The sequence below is a fragment of the Massilia sp. FBCC-B171 genome, assembly GCF_059134155.1.
The window spans coordinates 2,189,227-2,207,394 of record NZ_CP101443.1; the positions used below are offsets into that span (position 1 = coordinate 2,189,227).

At 66.4% G+C, this 18,168-nt stretch carries 17 protein-coding genes; 4 read left to right on the top strand and 13 right to left on the bottom strand.

Translation table 11 applies throughout. From position 1 onward, the window contains the following. Positions 1-55 precede the first annotated feature (55 nt). Positions 56-382 carry a hypothetical protein gene (locus NMB41_RS10025; RefSeq protein WP_494382303.1) on the top strand — a complete coding sequence of 109 codons (327 nt, stop codon included), beginning with the start codon at positions 56-58 and terminating at the stop codon, positions 380-382. 19 nt (positions 383-401) lie between these two features. On the opposite strand, the gene NMB41_RS10030 is transcribed toward NMB41_RS10025, so the two are convergent. The 9 genes from NMB41_RS10030 to NMB41_RS10070 all read right to left on the bottom strand — a co-directional run bounded on the left by NMB41_RS10030 (position 402) and on the right by NMB41_RS10070 (position 9,322). Next, positions 402-2,639, bottom strand: coding sequence for a xanthine dehydrogenase family protein molybdopterin-binding subunit (locus NMB41_RS10030; RefSeq protein WP_494382304.1), 2,238 nt, complete (start codon positions 2,637-2,639; stop codon positions 402-404). Then, complete coding sequence (locus NMB41_RS10035; RefSeq protein WP_494382305.1) at positions 2,636-3,115, bottom strand: (2Fe-2S)-binding protein; 480 nt, start codon at positions 3,113-3,115, stop codon at positions 2,636-2,638. The genes NMB41_RS10030 and NMB41_RS10035 overlap by 4 nt, the downstream gene beginning before the upstream one ends. 93 nt (positions 3,116-3,208) lie before the next feature. Next, a complete protein-coding gene (locus NMB41_RS10040) occupies positions 3,209-4,549 on the bottom strand; it encodes an erythromycin esterase family protein (RefSeq protein ID WP_494382306.1) in 1,341 nt (446 codons plus the stop codon). Positions 4,550-4,565: 16 nt separating this feature from the next. Then, a complete protein-coding gene (locus NMB41_RS10045; protein WP_494382307.1) occupies positions 4,566-5,780 on the bottom strand; it encodes an SRPBCC family protein in 1,215 nt (404 codons plus the stop codon). After that, positions 5,777-6,487, bottom strand: coding sequence for a phosphoribosyltransferase (locus NMB41_RS10050; protein WP_494382308.1), 711 nt, complete (start codon positions 6,485-6,487; stop codon positions 5,777-5,779). The genes NMB41_RS10045 and NMB41_RS10050 overlap by 4 nt, the downstream gene beginning before the upstream one ends. 93 nt (positions 6,488-6,580) lie before the next feature. Further along, positions 6,581-7,051, bottom strand: coding sequence for an Hsp20/alpha crystallin family protein (locus tag NMB41_RS10055; RefSeq protein WP_494382309.1), 471 nt, complete (start codon positions 7,049-7,051; stop codon positions 6,581-6,583). 195 nt (positions 7,052-7,246) lie between these two features. After that, positions 7,247-8,086 (bottom strand): S-formylglutathione hydrolase, encoded by an 840-nt coding sequence (fghA, locus tag NMB41_RS10060; protein ID WP_494382310.1) that lies wholly within the window; start codon positions 8,084-8,086, stop codon positions 7,247-7,249. 67 nt (positions 8,087-8,153) lie between these two features. Continuing rightward, complete coding sequence (locus NMB41_RS10065) at positions 8,154-8,738, bottom strand: chromate transporter (RefSeq protein WP_494382311.1); 585 nt, start codon at positions 8,736-8,738, stop codon at positions 8,154-8,156. Continuing rightward, positions 8,735-9,322, bottom strand: coding sequence for a chromate transporter (locus tag NMB41_RS10070; RefSeq protein WP_494382312.1), 588 nt, complete (start codon positions 9,320-9,322; stop codon positions 8,735-8,737). The genes NMB41_RS10065 and NMB41_RS10070 overlap by 4 nt, the downstream gene beginning before the upstream one ends. Before the next feature lie 205 nt (positions 9,323-9,527). On the opposite strand from NMB41_RS10070, the gene NMB41_RS10075 reads away from it, so the two are divergent. Further along, positions 9,528-9,743 (top strand): hypothetical protein, encoded by a 216-nt coding sequence (locus tag NMB41_RS10075; protein ID WP_494382313.1) that lies wholly within the window; start codon positions 9,528-9,530, stop codon positions 9,741-9,743. 441 nt (positions 9,744-10,184) lie between these two features. Then, the gene (locus tag NMB41_RS10080) at positions 10,185-12,266 is read left to right on the top strand and encodes an ATP-dependent helicase (protein WP_494382314.1); all 2,082 of its coding nucleotides are present in this window, start codon (positions 10,185-10,187) and stop codon (positions 12,264-12,266) included. Between the two features lie 26 nt (positions 12,267-12,292). On the opposite strand, the gene NMB41_RS10085 is transcribed toward NMB41_RS10080, so the two are convergent. The 3 genes from NMB41_RS10085 to NMB41_RS10095 form a co-directional block, all read right to left on the bottom strand. Beyond that, a complete protein-coding gene (locus tag NMB41_RS10085) occupies positions 12,293-12,466 on the bottom strand; it encodes a hypothetical protein (protein WP_494382315.1) in 174 nt (57 codons plus the stop codon). 154 nt (positions 12,467-12,620) lie between these two features. Further along, a complete protein-coding gene (locus NMB41_RS10090) occupies positions 12,621-12,986 on the bottom strand; it encodes a hypothetical protein (protein ID WP_494382316.1) in 366 nt (121 codons plus the stop codon). Positions 12,987-13,022: 36 nt separating this feature from the next. Then, on the bottom strand, positions 13,023-13,652 hold the full coding sequence (locus tag NMB41_RS10095) for a phosphohydrolase (protein WP_494382317.1): 630 nt from the start codon (positions 13,650-13,652) through the stop codon (positions 13,023-13,025). Positions 13,653-13,844: 192 nt separating this feature from the next. Between NMB41_RS10095 and glpD the strand changes: the two genes are divergently transcribed. Next, complete coding sequence (gene glpD / locus NMB41_RS10100; protein ID WP_494382318.1) at positions 13,845-15,383, top strand: glycerol-3-phosphate dehydrogenase; 1,539 nt, start codon at positions 13,845-13,847, stop codon at positions 15,381-15,383. Positions 15,384-15,434: 51 nt separating this feature from the next. On the opposite strand, the gene NMB41_RS10105 is transcribed toward glpD, so the two are convergent. Continuing rightward, entirely contained in the window at positions 15,435-18,086 is a 2,652-nt protein-coding gene (locus NMB41_RS10105; protein ID WP_494382319.1) for a M1 family metallopeptidase, read from the bottom strand. Between the last annotated feature and the right edge of the window lie 82 nt (positions 18,087-18,168).

Consider the following 18,168-nt stretch of genomic DNA (forward strand, 5'->3'; position numbering starts at 1 on the left):
GCCGCCGGGAAAGGGATTCTGGTACGGTGGTCATTACTGCAACAATGGAGCGACCATGAACCAACAAATCGTACGCATGCTGCCCAGTTTTGACGCCGCCGAAGCTGCGCGCAAGGGCTTGCCGGACGAGGGCTTCGACAAGAACGGCATCGATATCAAGGTCACCACCGACGAAGCCGGCCCTGCCGAGAGCAATTTTTATGTCGGCGATTCGCCCGCGGTCAAAGGCGGGACCGACTACGAGGACGTGTTCAAGCCGGCCGACCGGGGGGATTTGTGCATGGTGACGGTCACGGTGGCCGATGCATCGCAGCTTGCGCGGGCGGCCGCGATTCTGGAATACCACGGCGGCGTAGACAACGACCCGGCCCACGGCGCCTGAACCAGGCGCTAATCGCGACCTAACTCCAGCTCAAATCCGTCTTGCTGAGCGGAAGCTCACGCACCCGTTTTCCCGTGGCGGCGAAGATCGCGTTGCAGACGGCCGGCGCCAGCGGCGGCAGCACCGGTTCGCCCAGTCCCGTGACCGGATAATCGGTTTTCAGGAAATGGATGTCGATCTTGGCCGGCGTGTCCGGCATGCGCAGCAGCTTGTAGTCGTGGAAATTGCTTTGCACGACGCGGCCGCCTTCGATATTCAGTTCCGGATGCATCAGCGTCGACAGGCCATCGATCACCGAGCCCTGCACCTGGTTTTCTGCGCCGGACAGGTTGACGATCTGGGCGCCGATGTCGGCCACCACGACCACGCGGTCCACCTTCAGTTCGCCCGACTTCGAGACCGTGACCTCAGCCACCTCGGCCACATATCCGCGGTGGCTGAAGTGGAAGGCGATGCCGGCGCCCTGGCCGCGGGCAAATTTCCTTGTCCCCCAGCCCGATTTCTCCGCCACCGCCTTCAAGACATTCTTCATGCGCGCGACGCTGTACGGCTGGCCGCGCTCGCCCGTACCCGGGACGATGTCCTTGTCGCCTAGCAGTTCCATGCGGAACTCGACCGGGTCGCGCCCGGCGGCATGGGCCAGTTCGTCGATGAAGCTGTGGAAGACCCAGGAAAACACGCTGCTGCCCGGCGCGCGCCACGGCCCCATCGGAATGCGGCATTCGAGGGCGGTTTGTTCGAGCAGGCAATTGGCCAGCCAGCGTCCCGGGAATTCGTCGCCCGACAGGTTGCCGCCGCTGCCGGGCTGCAGGAGGCTCTTGCCCTCGCGTTCGACACGGTTGGCGAAGGTGACGAAATGGTTGTGCCAGCCAACGAGCTTGCCGTTTGCATCGACCCCGCCGCGCAGGTGGTGAAAACCGCCCGGACGGAAATGGTCGTGCTGCAAATCGTCTTCGCGGGTCCAGGTCAGTTTCACCGGCACGCCGACTTTCTGCGCGATCGCCGTGGCCTCGACGATGAAGTCGGACGACAGGCGCCGCCCGAAGCCGCCGCCGCTGCGGATGATGTGCAGGACGATCTTTTCCTTCGGAATGCCGAAGGTGCTCGTGACCAGCGCCTGGCCGGCGCCCGGGTTCTGGGTCGGCGCCCACAATTCGAGCGTGCCTTGCTCCGGCTTGAACCAGGCGGTGCAGTTCTGCGGCTCCATGCTCGCGTGCGAGATGAAGGGATAGCTGTAGCTCGCTTCCACCGTTTTGGCGGCGCCCGCAAAGGCTGCGCGCACGTCGCCATCCTGGCGCATGACCGTGCCGCCCGGCTTGCCGGCCGCGGCCTTGGCCTGGGCGCTGAAGGCCGCCCAGCTGTGGCCGGCGCCGACGCCTTCGTCCCAGCTCACTTCCAGTGCGCGGCGCGCCTTGAAGGCGGCCCAGGTCGAGGTCGCGACGATCGCCACGCCTGGACGCAGGCCGTTCAGGTTGTCGGTGCCGTCGATGATGAAGGCATCCTTTACGCCCGGCAGGGCCTTGACCGCGGCCAGGTTGGCCTTGAGCGGCTTGCCACCGAAGACCGGGCATTTCGCATAGACCGCGTACAGCATGCCGGGCAGTTGCACGTCGATGCCGAACAGCGGCTTGCCGCTGATGATTGCCCCGTTGTCGACGCCGCCGATACGCGTACCCAGCAGCGTGTAGGTGGCCGGATCCTTGAGCTGGACCTGGGCCGCATCGGGCAGCGCCAGTTTCGTCGCTGCCGGGACCAGCGCGCCATAGCCGAGCTTGCGGCCGGTCGGCGCATGGACCACGGCGCCGTGCGCGGCGCGGCACTCGGCGGCGGGCACGCCCCAGGCCTGGCTCGCCGCTTGCACCAAAATGGTGCGTGCGGTCGCGCCGAGGCGGTGGAAGTCGTTGTAATTGGTCGGGGTCGAGGTCGAACCGCCCGCGCCCTGGCTGCCATAGGCCGGGTTCAGGTCGCCCTGGACAATGCGCACATCCTTCCAGTCGATTTCCAGCTCTTCGGCAATCACCATCGGCAGCGAGGTCTTGATGCCCTGGCCGATTTCCGGCTGTTTCGAGATCAGCGTGACGACGCCGTCGGTGCCAATGCGGATGAAAACGCTCGGGGAGAAACCGGCTTCCGCAGCGGCGGCGCTGGCGGCATTCTTTGCGGCCAGCACGCCGCCCGGACCCATGCCGATGACCAGGGCGCCGGCGGCAGCGGTTTTCAGGAAGCCGCGGCGGGAAGTGGAGTGGGGCGCGTTCATGCCTTGCCCTTCTTGGCGCCGGCGATCTCGGCGGCGCGGTGGATGCCGGCGCGGATGCGCGTATAGGTCGCGCAGCGGCACAGGTTGCCGGCCATGGCTTCGTCGATCTGGGCGTCGGTCGGCTGCGGATGTTGTTTGAGCAAAGCGCAGGCGCTCATGATCTGGCCCGACTGGCAGTAGCCGCATTGCGGCACGTCGAGTTCCTGCCAGGCCAGCTGCAGCGGGTGCTGGTGCTGCTTGTGCAGGCCTTCGATGGTCGTGATCTTTGCCTTGCCGATGCTGGAAACCGGCATCAGGCAGGAACGCGCCGGGGCGCCGTCGATGTGCACGGTGCAGGCGCCGCACTGGCCCGCGCCGCAGCCGTACTTCGCGCCCACCAGGCCGAGCGAATCGCGCAGCGCCCACAGCAGCGGCGTGTCGGCATCAACATCGACCGATCGCGGCTTGCCGTTGATGTTCAGCGTGTATTTACTCATCGACTTTCCTTGCCAGATATTGAACCTCGGCATCGTATCAAAAGGCGGCAAGGAAAAGTGTGGCAGTGGAAAGTTATTTGTCACCCGACTTGCTTAGATCCCTTCCGGGTAGGTCTCCGGCGGCTCATCCGAATGCCAGCCACTGGTCGCGTCGAGCGGCGTCAAGGCCTGGGTGGTGTCGATGTGGATGATGGCGTCGAATTGCTCGGCCACCTCGGCATGGAAATAATGGCTCTGGCGTTCGGTGCGCGGCAAATACAGCACGCCGATCGCGCGCTCGAGGCGGCGCTCGAGCAGCAGGCGCCGCGTGGCGCCCTCGTCGCGCAGGTGCAGGTAGAAGCGCGGCAGGCCGACGTGGTGCAGCAATGCTTCGACGCTGCCGGGCATGCCGGGCCGCACGCGCTTGCGCTCGGCCGGACCGTCCCAGGCCGAAGCCGCGGTGACCTGGCCGTCATGGGTGGAAAAGCCGACCAGGCAGGTCTGGCCGGGATAGGCCTTGCGCGCCAGTTCGCCCACATTCCACTCGCCCAGGCTGCCCATGTCGGTCGCGCGCGCGTCGCCGAGGTGGGAGTTGTGGGCCCAGACGACGATTTTTGCCGGCGTTCCATCCTTCGAGAGGTGGCGGGTGAGCGCGTCGAGTGTCTCGGCCATGTGGCTGTCGCGCAGGTTCCAGGATGAGACCCGGCCGCGGAACATGGTCCGGTAGTATTCTTCGGCGTTCTTGACCAGGCGCGCGTTCTGCTGGGCGTAGAAGAAGGCGTCCTCGCGCGAGGCGCCGTCGGCGCGCATGTAGTCGTAGGCGCGCTGCTGGAGTTCGTGCAGTTGGGTCAGTACCCCTTGCTGGCAGGATTCGGACATGCCGACGCCGGTTGCGTAGCCATAGTGCTGGCTGTCTTCGCCGTAGTGGTCGAAGCAGGCATAGCGTCGCCGGGCTTCCTCGGCGGCGGTGGGATCGACCTCCTCGAGATAACGCACAACTTCGCGCACCGAGGTAAACAGGCTGTAGAGATCGAGCCCGTAGAACCCGACCTTGGGATCGGCCTGCAGGCCCGCGTTGTGCGTGCGCAGCCAGTCGATGAAGTTGGCGACGTCGGTATTGCGCCACATCCATGCCGGAAAACGCTCGAAGCCAGACAAGGCCTCGTCGGCATTCGCGTCCGGTCCTTCGCCGCGGACATAGCGGTTGACGCGGTAGGCGTCCGGCCAGTCGGCCTCGACCGCCACAGCGGTGAAACCCTTTTCGCGGACCAGGCGCTGGGTGATGCGCGCCCGTTCCTCGTAGAACTCGTGGGTACCGTGGGTCGCTTCGCCGAGCAGCACGAAGCGGGCGTCGCCCACGAGCTTCATGAGGGCGTCGTAGTCGCCTGCCCCGCCAGAGAGCGGGTGGGCGGCAGCGGCCAGCGCCGCGGCGCTGATGTCGATCGCCGCTGTCATGGCATACGAACCTGTGTCAGTGCAAGAAGCGGCTTCCCGACTTCTCGCGCTGGGCGGCATCGTGCGGGATGGCGCCGCGCTCGATGTAATGCTTCATGCGTGCCAGGTCGTCGTCCATCTGGCCTTTCGGGTCGGAACCGAAGAGCGCAGCTGCCGCATGGCCGAGCGCGCCGGCCGGCGGCGAATAGGACAGGCGCACGGTGACCAGGGTGCCGCCGCGGTAGGGCTCGAACTCGACCGCACCGGAATTCGGGATCTGGGCACCGGGCTCGCTGCGCCAGGCCAGGCGGCGGTTCTTGTTCTGCTCGGTGAGCACCGAATCGAACTCGAACTGGGTGCCTGCCGGACCCTGCACCGTCCAGTGCGAACGACGGCGGCCGAGGTCGCGCACGTCGACCACATGCGACATGAAGCGTGGGAAGTTCTCGTAGTTGTTCCACATCTCGTAGACTTCGGACGGCGAGGCGTCGATGCGGATCGTCTTTTCCAGGTCGATCGGGCGGGCGCGACCGCTGCCGCTGCCGAGCAGGCTCGATAGCGAGGAGCCGAGGCTGCCGCCGGTGGCATTGCTGCGTGCTGCCAGGGCAAGGGCGGCCAGGCCAACCGCGCCGGCCACCGGCGAGCGGCGGAACAGGCCAAGCAGGCCCAGCAGGCCGCCGCCAACCACGGCCGGGTTGCGCAGCAGGGAGGCCAGGTCCTTGCGGTCTTCGATGTGCAGGGCTTTGGAAGCGCTGTCGACGGCCTGGCCGGCCATGCGGCCCAGGCGCGACGCCGCGGCGCTGGCGCTGTGCGAAGCGGAATCGAGCATGCGCGAAGCGCCGGCTACCGTGTCGTCGTAGACGTGGCGCGCCGAGCCGTTCGGCTTGGCGGACTCGTAGGTGCTTTTTGCGCGCGAACCGGCTTCATCGAGATACTTGCCGGCCGTGCTGCTGGCCTCGTCGATATACTTGCCGCCCGTCTTGCCGGCATCGTCGAGCAGCGCGCCCGCGGCTTCGCCGGCATGGCGCGCGGCCGAGCCGATGCGCTCGCCAATGCCGTGCCATGCATTGCCGAGCGCACTGCCGGTACGCGACCCTGCATTGCGCAGCGCCGTGGTCGAGGTCGCGCGTCGTGCGCCGCCACGGTCCGGGTCGAGCATGTACATCAGCAGGGCGCCAGCGGCGGCCCCGCCCAGCAGCTTGGCAAGATCGCGTGCTTCGATGCTGTGGTCGGTGGTAGTGGTATGTCTCATGTTCCGTCCTCTCTGTTGGGTTGTCGCAGTTGTTCATGGGGCGGGCGAAGGGCCTCGGTACGCCAGGCCATCGCCAGCAAGTCCTGCACCTCCTCGTCGCTCGTCTGGTCGAACGTGTCGTACCACTGGCTGACCGCCCTGAAAAACGGCGGTGCGGCCAGGCATGCCAGTTCGTCGGCCAGCGGCGCCAATGCCGCCAGCGTGTCGGGCGGCGCCACGGGCGCAGCCACGACGACGCGCCGGGCGCCGTGTCCGCGCGCCACCTGGACCGCGGCCTGCATCGTCGACCCGGTGGCAATACCGTCGTCGACGATGATGACGTCGCGTCCTTCCAGCACCGGCTGGGCGCGTCCGCCCCGGTAGAGGCGGCTGCGCCGTTCGATTTCAAGCAGCTCGCGCGCGGTGATCGCGTCGACCTGTTCCTGCGTTACGCCCATCAGCCCGGGCACACCCGGCTGGAGTACGCGCACGCCGCCACTGCCGACGGCCCCGATCGCGTACTCGGGCTGGCTCGGCAAGCCCAGCTTGCGCACGAGCAGGATGTCGAGCGCAAGTTCGAGCGACATCGCCACCGCGAACGCGACCGGCACGCCGCCGCGCGGCAGCGCAAGCACGATCGCGTCCGGCCGCTGCGCGTAAGCGGCAAGCGCTTTTGCAAGCAGCTTGCCGGCCTGCGCGCGGTTCCTGAAACGGCGAACATCGGCCATCGCGGTCAGTCCCGGGAGCACGACCGGCCATGGCCGCCCGGATGCTCCTGTAAATGTTGGCCTGCTCGTTCGAGCCCGTCAGACCCGGCCCGCTTACTGGATGTCGAGCCGCCGCACCGTGCCGCCCTGTTTTTTCGGCAGCGTCAGGTGCAGCACACCGTTTTCCAGTCTTGCCTGCGCGGCTGCATCGTCGACCTCGGACGGCAAGGTAAAGCTGCGCATGAACTTGCGTGCTGAGCGTTCAGAATACACCACGTTTTCGCCCTCGCGCCGCTCGTTTGCCTTGCGGCATTCTCCTTCAATGGTAATGCGCTGGCGATCGATGGCGACCTTCAGGTCCGTCTTCTCGACGCCGGGCATTTCGGCCTCGATTTCATATTCTTTTTCGGTCTCGCGCAGGTCGAGCCGGGGGATGCTGGCGCCGGCGTCGGCCCAGGCGCCGCTCTGGGCAAGTGGCGCGAAGAAGTCCTCGAACATGTTTTCGACGAGGCGGCCGAATCCCTCCTCGACCGTGCCGGGGCGGTAGGCCGACAGGGGCGAATTGGTTCTCCTGACGAGATTCATGGTGAGCCTCCTTTCTTCACGATGAATGCGCGGCATGGCGCCGCACTTGATTTATAGGGCAGCGCCGGGGCATTTTCAAGGAAGGGAAAAGGCGCGCGCGAGTCTGCCTGGCGGCGGTTTTGCGCGGGAACAGAAAGGGTGCAGCCGGCCGGAACCTTGAGCTGTTCCGGCGGTCGATATGACAGGAAGTTTGCGTCAGCCGAGCTGGCGGCGATGCAGGCGCAGATGCTCTTCGACGAAGCTGGAAATGAAGTAATAGCCGTGGTCGTAGCCCGCGTGGCGGCGCAGGGTAAGCGGCTGGCCGGCCTCGAGGCAGGCCGCCTCGAAAGCGTCCGGATTGAGCTGGTCAGGCAGGAATTTATCGGCCAGTCCCTGGTCGATCAGGATGCCCTGCGGGAAGCGTACCGGGCCCCCGGCCACCAGCTCGGTGGCGTCATAGGCGCGCCAGCTTGCCTTGTCGGCGCCGAGATAGCCGCCGAAGGCTTTTTCGCCCCAGGGGCAGCGGCTTGGCGCGGCGATCGGCGCAAAGGCCGATACCGAGCGGAACAGCTCAGGGTTGCGCAGGGCCAGCACCAGGGCGCCGTGCCCGCCCATCGAGTGGCCGAAGATGCCGCAGCGGTCGGCATCAAGACCAAACTCGCGCAGCACCAGTTCGCGCAATTCGAGGATGTAGCTGTACATGCGGTAGTGACGCGACCATGGTTCCTCGGTCGCGTCCACATAGAAGCCGGCGCCCAGGCCGAAGTCCCAGCTCTCGGCCTCGCCCGGCAGGTTGGCGCCGCGCGGGCTGGTGTCGGGCATCACCAGCACCAGGCCTTCCTCGGCCGCCACGCGCTGGGCCCCGCCCTTGGTGGCGAAGGTCTCTTCGGTACAGGTCAGGCCGGCCAGGTAGAACAGCACCGGCAGCGGCTTGTCTTCAAAGCCGGGCGGCAGGTAGACCGAAAAGCGCATCGGCAGGCCGATCGCGCTGGAGTCGTGCTGGTAGAAGCGCTGGACGCCGCCGAAACAGGCGTGTTCGCTGAGGAGAGTGGGCATGGGGGGCTCCGGGTGGTCGATACCGCAAGTATGCCATTTCGGCAAACCGCGTGCAGCAGAGTCCCTCTTATACGAATCCGAATGCGCCCAAAACGGCGCCCGCACCCAGCACCCACAGCAGGTGCAGTTTCGTGCGCCAGATGAGCACGCAGCTGGCCAGCGCCAGCAGCCAGAGCGGCCAGTGCACGCCCGGGCCGCCGGCCGAGCTGGCAAGAATCCAGGCGGTCGAGAGCAGCAGCGCGATCACGACCGGCCCCATGCCCTGCTTGAAGGCGCGCACCGTGCGCAGGTCGCGGTTGCGGTGGCCCCATTGCGCGACCTGGTAAGTAAAGATGGTCGACGGCAGCAGGATGCCGGTCATCGTCACCGCCACGCCCAGCAGCGCGGCAGTCAAGCTGCCGGCGTTCATGCCGACATTCCAGCCCATCAGCGCCACGAACAGCACGTTTGGTCCGGGTGCGGCCTGGGCCAGCGCGATCGAATCGTTGAACTGGGCCTGGGTCAGCCAGCCGTGCTGCTCGACCAGGAAACGGTGCATTTCCGAGGTTGTCGAAATTGCGCCGCCGAGCGACATCATCGACAGCAGCAGGTAGTGGGCGAACAGGTTCAGCCAGTCATGCCAGTCGAGTGTGATGTGGATGGCCGTGCTCATCGCAAATTCCTGTAGGCCAGCACGCAGCCGAGGCTGCCCAAGCCGAGCAGCACGTAGAAGAGGGGGAATTTCAGCAGTGCGACCAACACGAAGCCGGTCACGCCGATTGCCACGCACCAGGGCAGGGGCACCGGACTGCGTTTCAGTGCCACGGAGAGTTTCAGTCCGGCCGCGGCAATCAGCCCGGCCGAGACGGCTGCCATGCCGCGCAGGGCGCCGGCCACGTAAGGATTATCGGCGAAGCGGGCGTGCAGCACTGCCAGCAGCAGCACCAGCACCAGCGGCACGGCCAGCATGCCGCCGAGCGCGGCCAGGGCGCCGCGCAAACCGAAATAGCGTGCGCCGATCATCATCGACAGGTTGACGACGTTCGGGCCCGGCATGATCTGGGCCACTGCCCAGTCCTCGATGAATTCGTCCTGGGTCAGCCAGCGCTTGCGCTCGACCAACTCGCGCTGGACGACCGCCAGCACGCCGCCGAAGCCTTGCAGGGCGAGCACGGTAAAAGCGAGAAACAGGTCGAGCAGGGAAGCGGGCTGGGGATGCGGCGCTGCGGGGAGGGCTGGTGCGGACGGTGAACTCATCCTGCGATTATCGCGCCGACCCGTCTTCCTGTCACGCAGGTCTCGGGTGCGCCTTCAAGCCCCGCCGAACCCGCGCGCGGCGCGCAGCTGAAAACGTGTATTTACAACTATTTCATATTTTCGATGGGAAGTTGACATTGACATTGTTCCGTATTGATGAATACTGCCTAGGGCCAAACATTCAACCTGACAAGGCGAGGTTACGATGGAGAATCCCCAAATCGAGCCGGCGGTGCTTACGACCGTCATGGACGAAGCGCGTACCGATGCGCGCCAGCGTGTGATTGTCGATGCCGGCATCGCGGTGCAGGACAGCACGAATACCATGTCCGCCGTGGAATACCTGCGCACGCGCGATATCCATGCGCACGTCATCGAACGGGTGCTGCTGGAACCGCACCGGCGCCGGTCGGGGTCGTGAAAGTTTCTTGAAGCAAGGCATTTTCGATATCAAAGAATCATGTTTGTTGCGCCCGACCTGCGGCGCTTATACACACAAATTTCTTTTTTTCATGTTCAAGCCGGTTTCAACATGGCCTTGCACATGATCTCGCAAGTCATTGATTTTCCATGAAACGGGCATTGCCTGTCGAACGGGCAAGTTGTTGAAAGCCGCATGCGGACGGCATTTCGGCCTGTCAAGCCCCGACTTTTCCACAAAGTTATTCACAGACTTTGTGGATATCCGGAAAAGTCCTTTAGTTACGGCTACTTAGGCAAGGGCATCGCGTGATGCGCGTACCCGGCTCCACCTTCCCGTCATCTATTTACGACAGCAGCGGCGCGTACGAGTGGAAAAAGCACTTGCCGAGCGCTACTGGACAAATGTACAGTAGCGTTGTTTCCTAATTGCCACTTGCTCATGTCCGCTGCCACAGTTGCGCCCCCTACCGACGATCCCTTCGCCAGCCTCAATCCGGAGCAGCGCGCGGCCGTTGAGCATGACATCGGGGCCAGCACGAGCCGGCCGCTGCTGGTGATCGCCGGCGCCGGCTCGGGCAAGACCAATACCCTGGCCCACCGCGTGGCGCGCCTGATCATGGGAGGCGCCGACCCGCAGCGCATTCTGCTGCTGACCTTCTCGCGGCGCGCCGCCAACGAGATGACCCAGCGCGCCGGCAATGTGCTGCAGCGGATCATGGGCGGGCGCACCGAGGGCGCGGCGGCCTTGCCCTGGGCCGGCACCTTCCACAGCATCGGCGCGCGCCTGCTGCGCGAATTTTCCGGCCGCATCGGCCTCGACGAATCCTTCACCATCCACGACCGCGGCGACTCCGAATACCTGATGGGCCTGGTGCGCCACGAGATCGGGCTTACCCAAACGGCCAAGCGCTTCCCCCTGAAGGGCACCTGCCTGTCGATCTATTCGCGCGTGGTGAATTCGCGCGAGCCGCTCGACCTGGTCTTGCAGAGCACCTTTCCCTGGTGCTGCGAATGGGAAGCCGAGCTCAAACGCCTGTTCGGCGCCTATGTCGACGCCAAGCAGGAACAGAACGTGCTCGACTACGACGACCTGCTGCTGTTCTGGGCCGAGATGGCGGCCGACCCCGAGTTGGGCCCCGAGATCGGTTCCCTGTTCGACCACGTGCTGGTCGACGAATACCAGGACACGAACCGCCTGCAGGCGGCCATCATCACGGGCATGAAGCCGGACGGGGAGGGCGTGATGGTGGTCGGCGACGATGCCCAGTCGATCTATTCCTTCCGCGGCGCGACGGTACGCAACATCCTCGACTTCCCGGCGCAATTTACCCAGCCGGCGCAGGTGATCACGCTCGACCGCAATTACCGTTCGACCCAGCCGATCCTGGACGCCTCGAACGCGGTGATCGCGGCCAGCCTCGAGCGCCACGCCAAGACGCTCTGGACCGACAAGGCGGCCAGCAGCCTGCCGCAACTGGTCCTGATACCGGACGAAGCCGAACAGGCGCGCTGGGTCTGCAACCGCATCCTCGAGCACCGCGAAGCCGGCATCAAGCTCACCACCCAGGCCGTGCTGTTTCGCGCCGCCAGCCATAGCGCGGCGCTGGAACTGGAACTGATGCGCCGGAATATTCCCTTCGTCAAATTCGGCGGCCTGAAATTCCTGGAAGCGTCCCACATCAAGGACGTGCTGGCCGTGCTGCGCTTCGCCCAGAACCCGAACGGGCGCATGGCGGGTTTTCGCGTGCTGCAGCTCATCCCCGGCATCGGCCCCGCCACTGCCACGCGCCTGCTCGACGCCGTGGCCGAGGCGCCCGAAGCGATCCACGCCGTCGAGGCTTTTGCGGCGCCGTCCAAAAGCCAGGGCGACTGGCAGGAATTCGTCACCCTCTACCGTAGGCTGCGCACGCCCGGCCTGCGCTGGCCGGCGGACATTGAACTGGTGCGCGACTGGTATTTGCCGCACCTCGAACGCCTGCACGACGACGCCACCGTGCGCGCCGCCGACGTTGCCCAGCTGGCCCAGCTGGCGGGCGGCCACGGCACGCGCGAAAGTTTTCTCGCCGAGATCACGCTCGACCCGCCCGAAGCGACCAGCGACCGCGCCGGACCGCCTTTGCTGGACGAGGATTACCTGATCCTGTCGACGATCCACTCGTCCAAGGGCCAGGAATGGAAATCGGTGCATGTGCTCAACGTGGTCGATGGCTGCATCCCCTCGGACATGAGCACCGGCAGCGCCGAGGAAATCGAGGAGGAGCGGCGCCTGCTGTATGTGGCCATGACGCGCGCCAAGGAGCACCTGCACCTGGTGGTGCCGAACCGCTTCTTCATCAAGCAGCAGTCGCAGATGGGCGACCGCCACGTCTACGCGGCGCGCACTCGCTTCGTCACCCCGGCCATGCTCAAGCACTTCGAGGAATGCGTCTGGATCACGGCCGACACGGCGAAGTCGAAAAGACCGATGCCGGAAAGTGTCCGGATGCTGGTGCGCGACCGGGCGCGCAATGCGTGGAAATAGGGTCCGCAGATGTCCTCAGGAATGACTTATCCCCCGTTGTAGGACTTTGTAGGAATCTTCTGATGCTGAGTCCGTTCACCAAACCACATGGCGTGCAAGCCATTGATTTTAAAGGAGACAATTTTTGCCTGTAGATTGGGCATTTTGTTGAAACCCGCATCAATACTGCGCTTGCGGCTTGTCAAGAGGCGTTTGTCCACATAGTTATCCACATTTCTTGTGGATATCGGCGCAACCTGAATAAAATCAATACCTTAGCTGCGACTGTTTGCGTTTGGTCAACGCCGCGCGCTCGATCGGCGCGATGTCTGTAGTGAGCGAAATAGCAACGCGGGAAGAATTTTGGCTTCAGCTTCAGCGCCAGGCTTCGACCACGCAGCCGGCAAGATGGCGCCCCTCGACCTTGACCGGTCCATACCATTCGTCGACCGGCACGAAGCCGCCGCGCCGCCTTATCCAGGCCTGCTGCTTTTCCTTGTCGACCACGGCCGAATGCCTGAAGCCATCCGGCACATTGCCCTTCTTGTTCGGCAAGCGGATCACCACCAGCGCATCGGCGCGCGTGCCCCCTGCGCTGGGCTGCGCCACTTTCGGGATGGCCTTCTCGAAGCCGCCGAAGCTGATGCCATACTCGTCCACCAGGCGGTCGGCGGCCGGGCAGGCTGCCCAGGCCGGCAGGGCGAAGGTGGCCGCTGCCATCAAGGCCAGTATCCGCCGCATGGATGACTCCTTGATGACGTGGGCGCCGGGCCTCACTCAGGCTCCCGGGGTACGCATTAGCGCGGTCAGCCGGTCGAGCTCGGCCAGAAAACGTTCGCAGGCCAGCGCCGGCGGCCAGGGTTCCCAGGGGGTGCCGCCATAGGCGGCGGCCAGCGGGTCGTCCTGCAACACCGCCGCCTGGATTTTCAGGGTGCGGCGCACTTCCTCGTGCGACCAGCCGGCCACGTGCACCGCTTCGCTGGCGGCGGCCAGGCGGTCGGCGCGCTTGTGGCGTGCATGGTCGAGCTGGCTCCAGGAGGGCAGGCCGTAGCGCAGGAAGACCGCGTGTTCGAGCCGTTTGGTCAACGCGTGAAAGCCTTCGCCCAGGAAAGGCTTGATCACCGAGAGGGCGTCGAAGCCGAGCAGGCCTTCCTCGGCGTCGTGCAGCAGTTCGCGCAGTTCCAACAGGGGATCGATCCGTCCCAGGGCCGCGCGCTGCAGCAGCATCACGGTGATCGAATGCTGGGCCACGGACAGGGGCAGCGGCCAGGCCGAGTGCCCGCCCCAGCGGTAGGTGCGGGCCAGGCCCAGGGCGAGGTCGGCGTCGTCCCAGTCGAAAGGAGTCGGGTTCAGCAAGTCCAGGCGTTTGCCCGAGGGCATGCGCACCCAGGCGCGTTGCTCGGCCATCAGCGGCGATCGGTCGTCAAGGTCATGCCTGTAATTCTACACAGGGCGCGGCGCGGCGGGGCGATTGGCCGTGTCCGCCAGCTGCACCCTGTGGCACGGCCGATTCGCGCGGCCGAACGCCTTGATCCATGCGAACATGGGAGAAATGGAGACGGCCTACACTGGATCGGTTTGCTTTTCCGAGGAGGCGCCGTGCAAGACCTGGTCAAGCGGTATGAATGCGACGTGCTGATCGTCGGCGGCGGCATCAACGGCGCGGCGATCGCGCGCGACGCCGCCGGGCGCGGCTTGAAGGTCGTGCTGTGCGAAAAGGACGACCTGGGCCAGCATACCTCTTCGGCCTCGAGCAAACTCATCCATGGCGGATTGCGCTACCTCGAGCATTACGAGTTCGGCCTGGTGCGCAAGGCCCTGATCGAACGCGAAACCATGCTGCGCAGCGCGCCGCACATCATGTATCCGCTGAGTTTCGTGATGCCCCATGACACCGGCGCCCGCCCGGCCTGGATGATCCGTGCCGGGCTGTTCCTGTACGACCGGCTGGCGCGGCGCGAGTTCCTCCCGCCCTCCCATGAAGTCGACCTGCGTCAGCATCCGGCCGGCGCGCCCCTGCAGCCGCAATTCAAGCGCGGCTTCATGTATTCCGACGGCTGGGTCGACGACGCCAGGCTGGTCGTGCTCAACGCGCTCGACGCCCACGAGCGCGGCGCCGTCGTCCTCACGCACGCCCGCTGCGGCGCGCCGCAGCGCCTGCCCGACGGCTGGAGCGCGACACTCGAGGCGCAAGGGCGGCACCTGCACGTCAATGCCCGCTGCCTGGTGAACGCGGCCGGGCCCTGGGCTGCGCGCTTCCTGCATGGCGCAACCAACGCGGCGGCCGGACGCACGCTGCGCCTGATCAAGGGCAGCCACATCGTCGTGCCGCGCCTGTTCGAGCATCCGCATGCCTATATCTTCCAGCACCCGGACGGGCGCATCGTGTTCGCGCTGCCCTACGAGGGCGCGTTCACCCTGGTCGGCACCACCGACGTCGATTACCGGGGCGAACTCGACAAGGTGGCCATCACCGCCGAGGAAACCGGCTACCTGTGCCAGCTGGTGAACCGTTATTTTCAGCGCGCCATCACCCCGGCCGAAGTCTTGTGGAGCTATGCCGGCGTGCGCCCGCTGGTCGAGGACGAGGCGGCCAGCGCGGCGGCGGCCACGCGCGATTACCGGCTCGAACCCGACCAGGCCGGGGCGCCGCTGCTCTCGGTTTTCGGCGGCAAGATCACCACCAGCCGCAAGCTGGCCGAGCAGGCCGTGGACTGGATCGGCGCCGCCCTCGGCCGCCCGGCGCCGGCCTGGACGGCCCACGCCTGCCTGCCCGGCGGCGACCTGTATGGCCCGCGCCCGAGCAAGCGCGGGGTGCTCGAATTCGATGGCTGGAGCACGCGCCAGGCGGGCCGCTACCCATGGCTGCCTGCGCCCTTGCTGGCGCGCTATGGACGCGCCTACGGCACCCGCATCCACACGCTGCTGGCGCGCAGGGGCAGCCTGGACGAGATGGGCGCGCAGGTGCTGCCGGGCCTCTACGAGGCCGAGATCGACTACCTGATGCAGCACGAATGGGCGCGCGCCAGCGCCGACATCCTGTGGCGCCGCACCAAGCTCGGGCTGCACGTGGCGCCTGGCAGCGCCGCACTGCTCGACGACTGGATCGGCGCGCGCCAGGGGGCGCTGGTTCTGTAGGCTGCAAAAAACAGGCCTGCGCGAACGCAGGCCTCGTTTCTTCGGAACGGCTTACTTGCCGCCGCGCGCCAGCCAGGCGTCGATTTCCGGCAAGCGCTCGCGGCGCACCTTGATCCTGTCCATGATCCCCACGATCGCGGTGTCGGCGTCGCGCCTTGCGCCGGCGGCGATATGGACCTCCGCATAGGCCTTGACCTTGTCGGCCATGGCGGGCGTGGTGGCGCTGCGCGCCAGCCCCGGCACATAGCGGCTGCGCGAGGTGGCGTCGACCCGCTCGTTGACCGCCTTGAGGTTGGCCAGCGCGAAGTCGAAGGCAAGCTCCGGATGGCTCTGCGAGACGATGGCGATCATCGCCGCGCCATTCGTGGCGCCCGGCTCCTCGCTCAAGGCCAGGGCCAGCGCCTTTTCGGCCAGCGTGCGCTCCTGGGCGGTGGCCAGCAGCGCGTACAGCGTGTCCTTGATCATCGGCGATTTTTCCATCTGGGCGGCGCGCCGCATGGCTTCCCAGGTGTCGCTGTCGGCATGCTCGGCGACCACCGCCAGGATGGTCTTGCGCAGCGCGCCCGGCACGGCGGACGGATCGCTGTCCATCCGCGCATGGCGCCGGCGCGCCTCGGCGACCGTGGCCTGATGGCCCAGGTGGCTGAGGGTGGCGATCAGGTTTTCGCGCAGGTTGGCCTGCGAGGTCGGCTCGTCCGCCTTGGCGTCCCAGCCAACTTGCGCCATCACCGGCGCCAAACGGGAGACGGCATACGCGTCCAGGCGTGCGCGGCCGGCGGTGTCGCCGGCATACATCGCATGCAGGCTGTCGAAACCGCCGGCGATGCGGGCCCAGACCTGGGGCGCCGCGCTCGCCGGCGTGGCCGCGGCCAGGTCGAGGAAGTTCGAGGCCGGCTGCAGGCCGGCCATGCCCAGCGCCCAGGTATCGGCCAGCATGCCGATCTGGTCGATCGGCGCCAGCCCCGCGAAGCCGCCCGCCAGCTGCGCAAACGCGCCCGGCGCATACAGGGTGCGGTAATAGCCGCTCTGGCCGGCGTTCACCACCGCCGCGCCGCAGCCGGGCAAGGTGAGGCTGCCCTTGCCCTTGGTGACCAGGGTGCGCGCCTGTGCACTCGTGCCTGCGGCCTGGGCGATGACGGGCACGCGCCAGGACAGGGGCTTGCGCTCGGGCTGGTCGCGCGAGAATTCGCCCTGGGTCAGGGCCACCGTCATGCTGCCGCCTTTGCACACCGGCTCGGCCACGCGGATCAGCGGCACGCCGGGTTGCAGCGTGAAGTCGTGGGCGATCGCGGTCACCGGCTTGGCGGCGGCGCGCTCGACCTGGCGCCAGAAGTCGTTCGAGACCGTATTGCCGTAGGCGTGCTTTTGCATGTACGAACGCACGCCGCGGCGCCAGGCGTCCTCGCCGACATAGGCTTCGAGCATGCGGATCACCGCTTCGCCCTTCTGGTAGGTGATCTCGTCAAACGCCTGGCTGGCCTGCTCGACGGTTTCGACGTGCTGCACCACCGGGTGGGTGGTGGCCAGCGCATCGCGCCGCATGGCGCCGTCGCGGCTATTCACGGCGTCGAGCGCCGTGTTCCATTCGGGGTGCAGGCGCGCCGTCATGCGCGACTCCATCCAGGAAGCGAAACCTTCGTTCAGCCAGAGGTCGTCCCACCAGCGCATGGTCACCAGGTCGCCGAACCACTGGTGCGCCATCTCGTGGGCGGCGGTGGCGAAGATCTCCTGCTTGTCGCGCTGGGTCGATATGGCCGGGTCGAGCAGCAGCGCGTATTCGAAGGTGAAGATCGCGCCCCAGTTTTCCATCGCGCCGAAGAACTGGCTGCGGCCCGGACCGGCGATGTTGTCGAGCTTGGGCAGCGGATAGCGCACGCCGAAATAATCGTTGTACTCGCGCAGGACCGCTTTCGAGGACTCCAGCGCGAAGGCCGCCTGCGGCAGGCTGCCGCGGCGCGTGACGACGCCCAGCTCAGTGCCGTCCACCATGGCCGTGGCGCGTTCGAAGTCGCCGAGCGCAAAGAACAGCAGATAGGTCGACATCTTCGGCGAATCGGCAAAGCGCACCGTCACGCGGCCATCGGGCAGCGTGCTGCTGCTTTTCACCGGCATGTTACTGACGGCCATCTCGCCGGCCGGCGCCGTGGCGCGCAGCGCGAAGCTGGCCTTGTAGGCCGGTTCGTCCCAGGACGGAATCATGCGCCGCGCGTCCGAGTTTTCGAACTGGGTGAACAGGGCGCGGCGCTTGCCGCCTGCCGTGTCGTAGTCCAGCGAGAACAGGCCGACGGCCTGGGTGCCGATGCTGCCGGTGTAATCCAGTGCCAGCTTGTAGCGCCCGCGCGCCAGCGGCCTGGCGAAGCGGAAGGTCGCCGTCTGCGCTTCTTCGTTCACCGAGACCTGCGCGTTCTGCGCCGCGCCCGACTTCGCGCTGAGTACCGCTTTCGAAAACGTCAGCTCGGCGGCATTCAGGGTGATGCTGTTCGTCGGCGCCGTGACCTCGAGATCGATCGCGACCTGGGCGCTGAAGCTGGCCTCCTGCGCGTTTGGCGCGATCGCGATGTCGTAGTGCAGCGGCTGCACGCCGCGCGGCAGCTGGGTGGTGGCGAGGACGGTGGCCGCGGCAGTCGGCGCGGCGGCGGCGGGCAGGGCGGCAAAGCCGGCCAGGGCAAGGGCGATGGCGGCGGACATCAGGCTGCGGTGCATGGAGTTCTTTCGTCGGAGTGCGGAAAAGGGCATGCGGCAGTCTGTCGCCAAAGCCGGGGCATGTCAATGTGCCAAGGAAGGG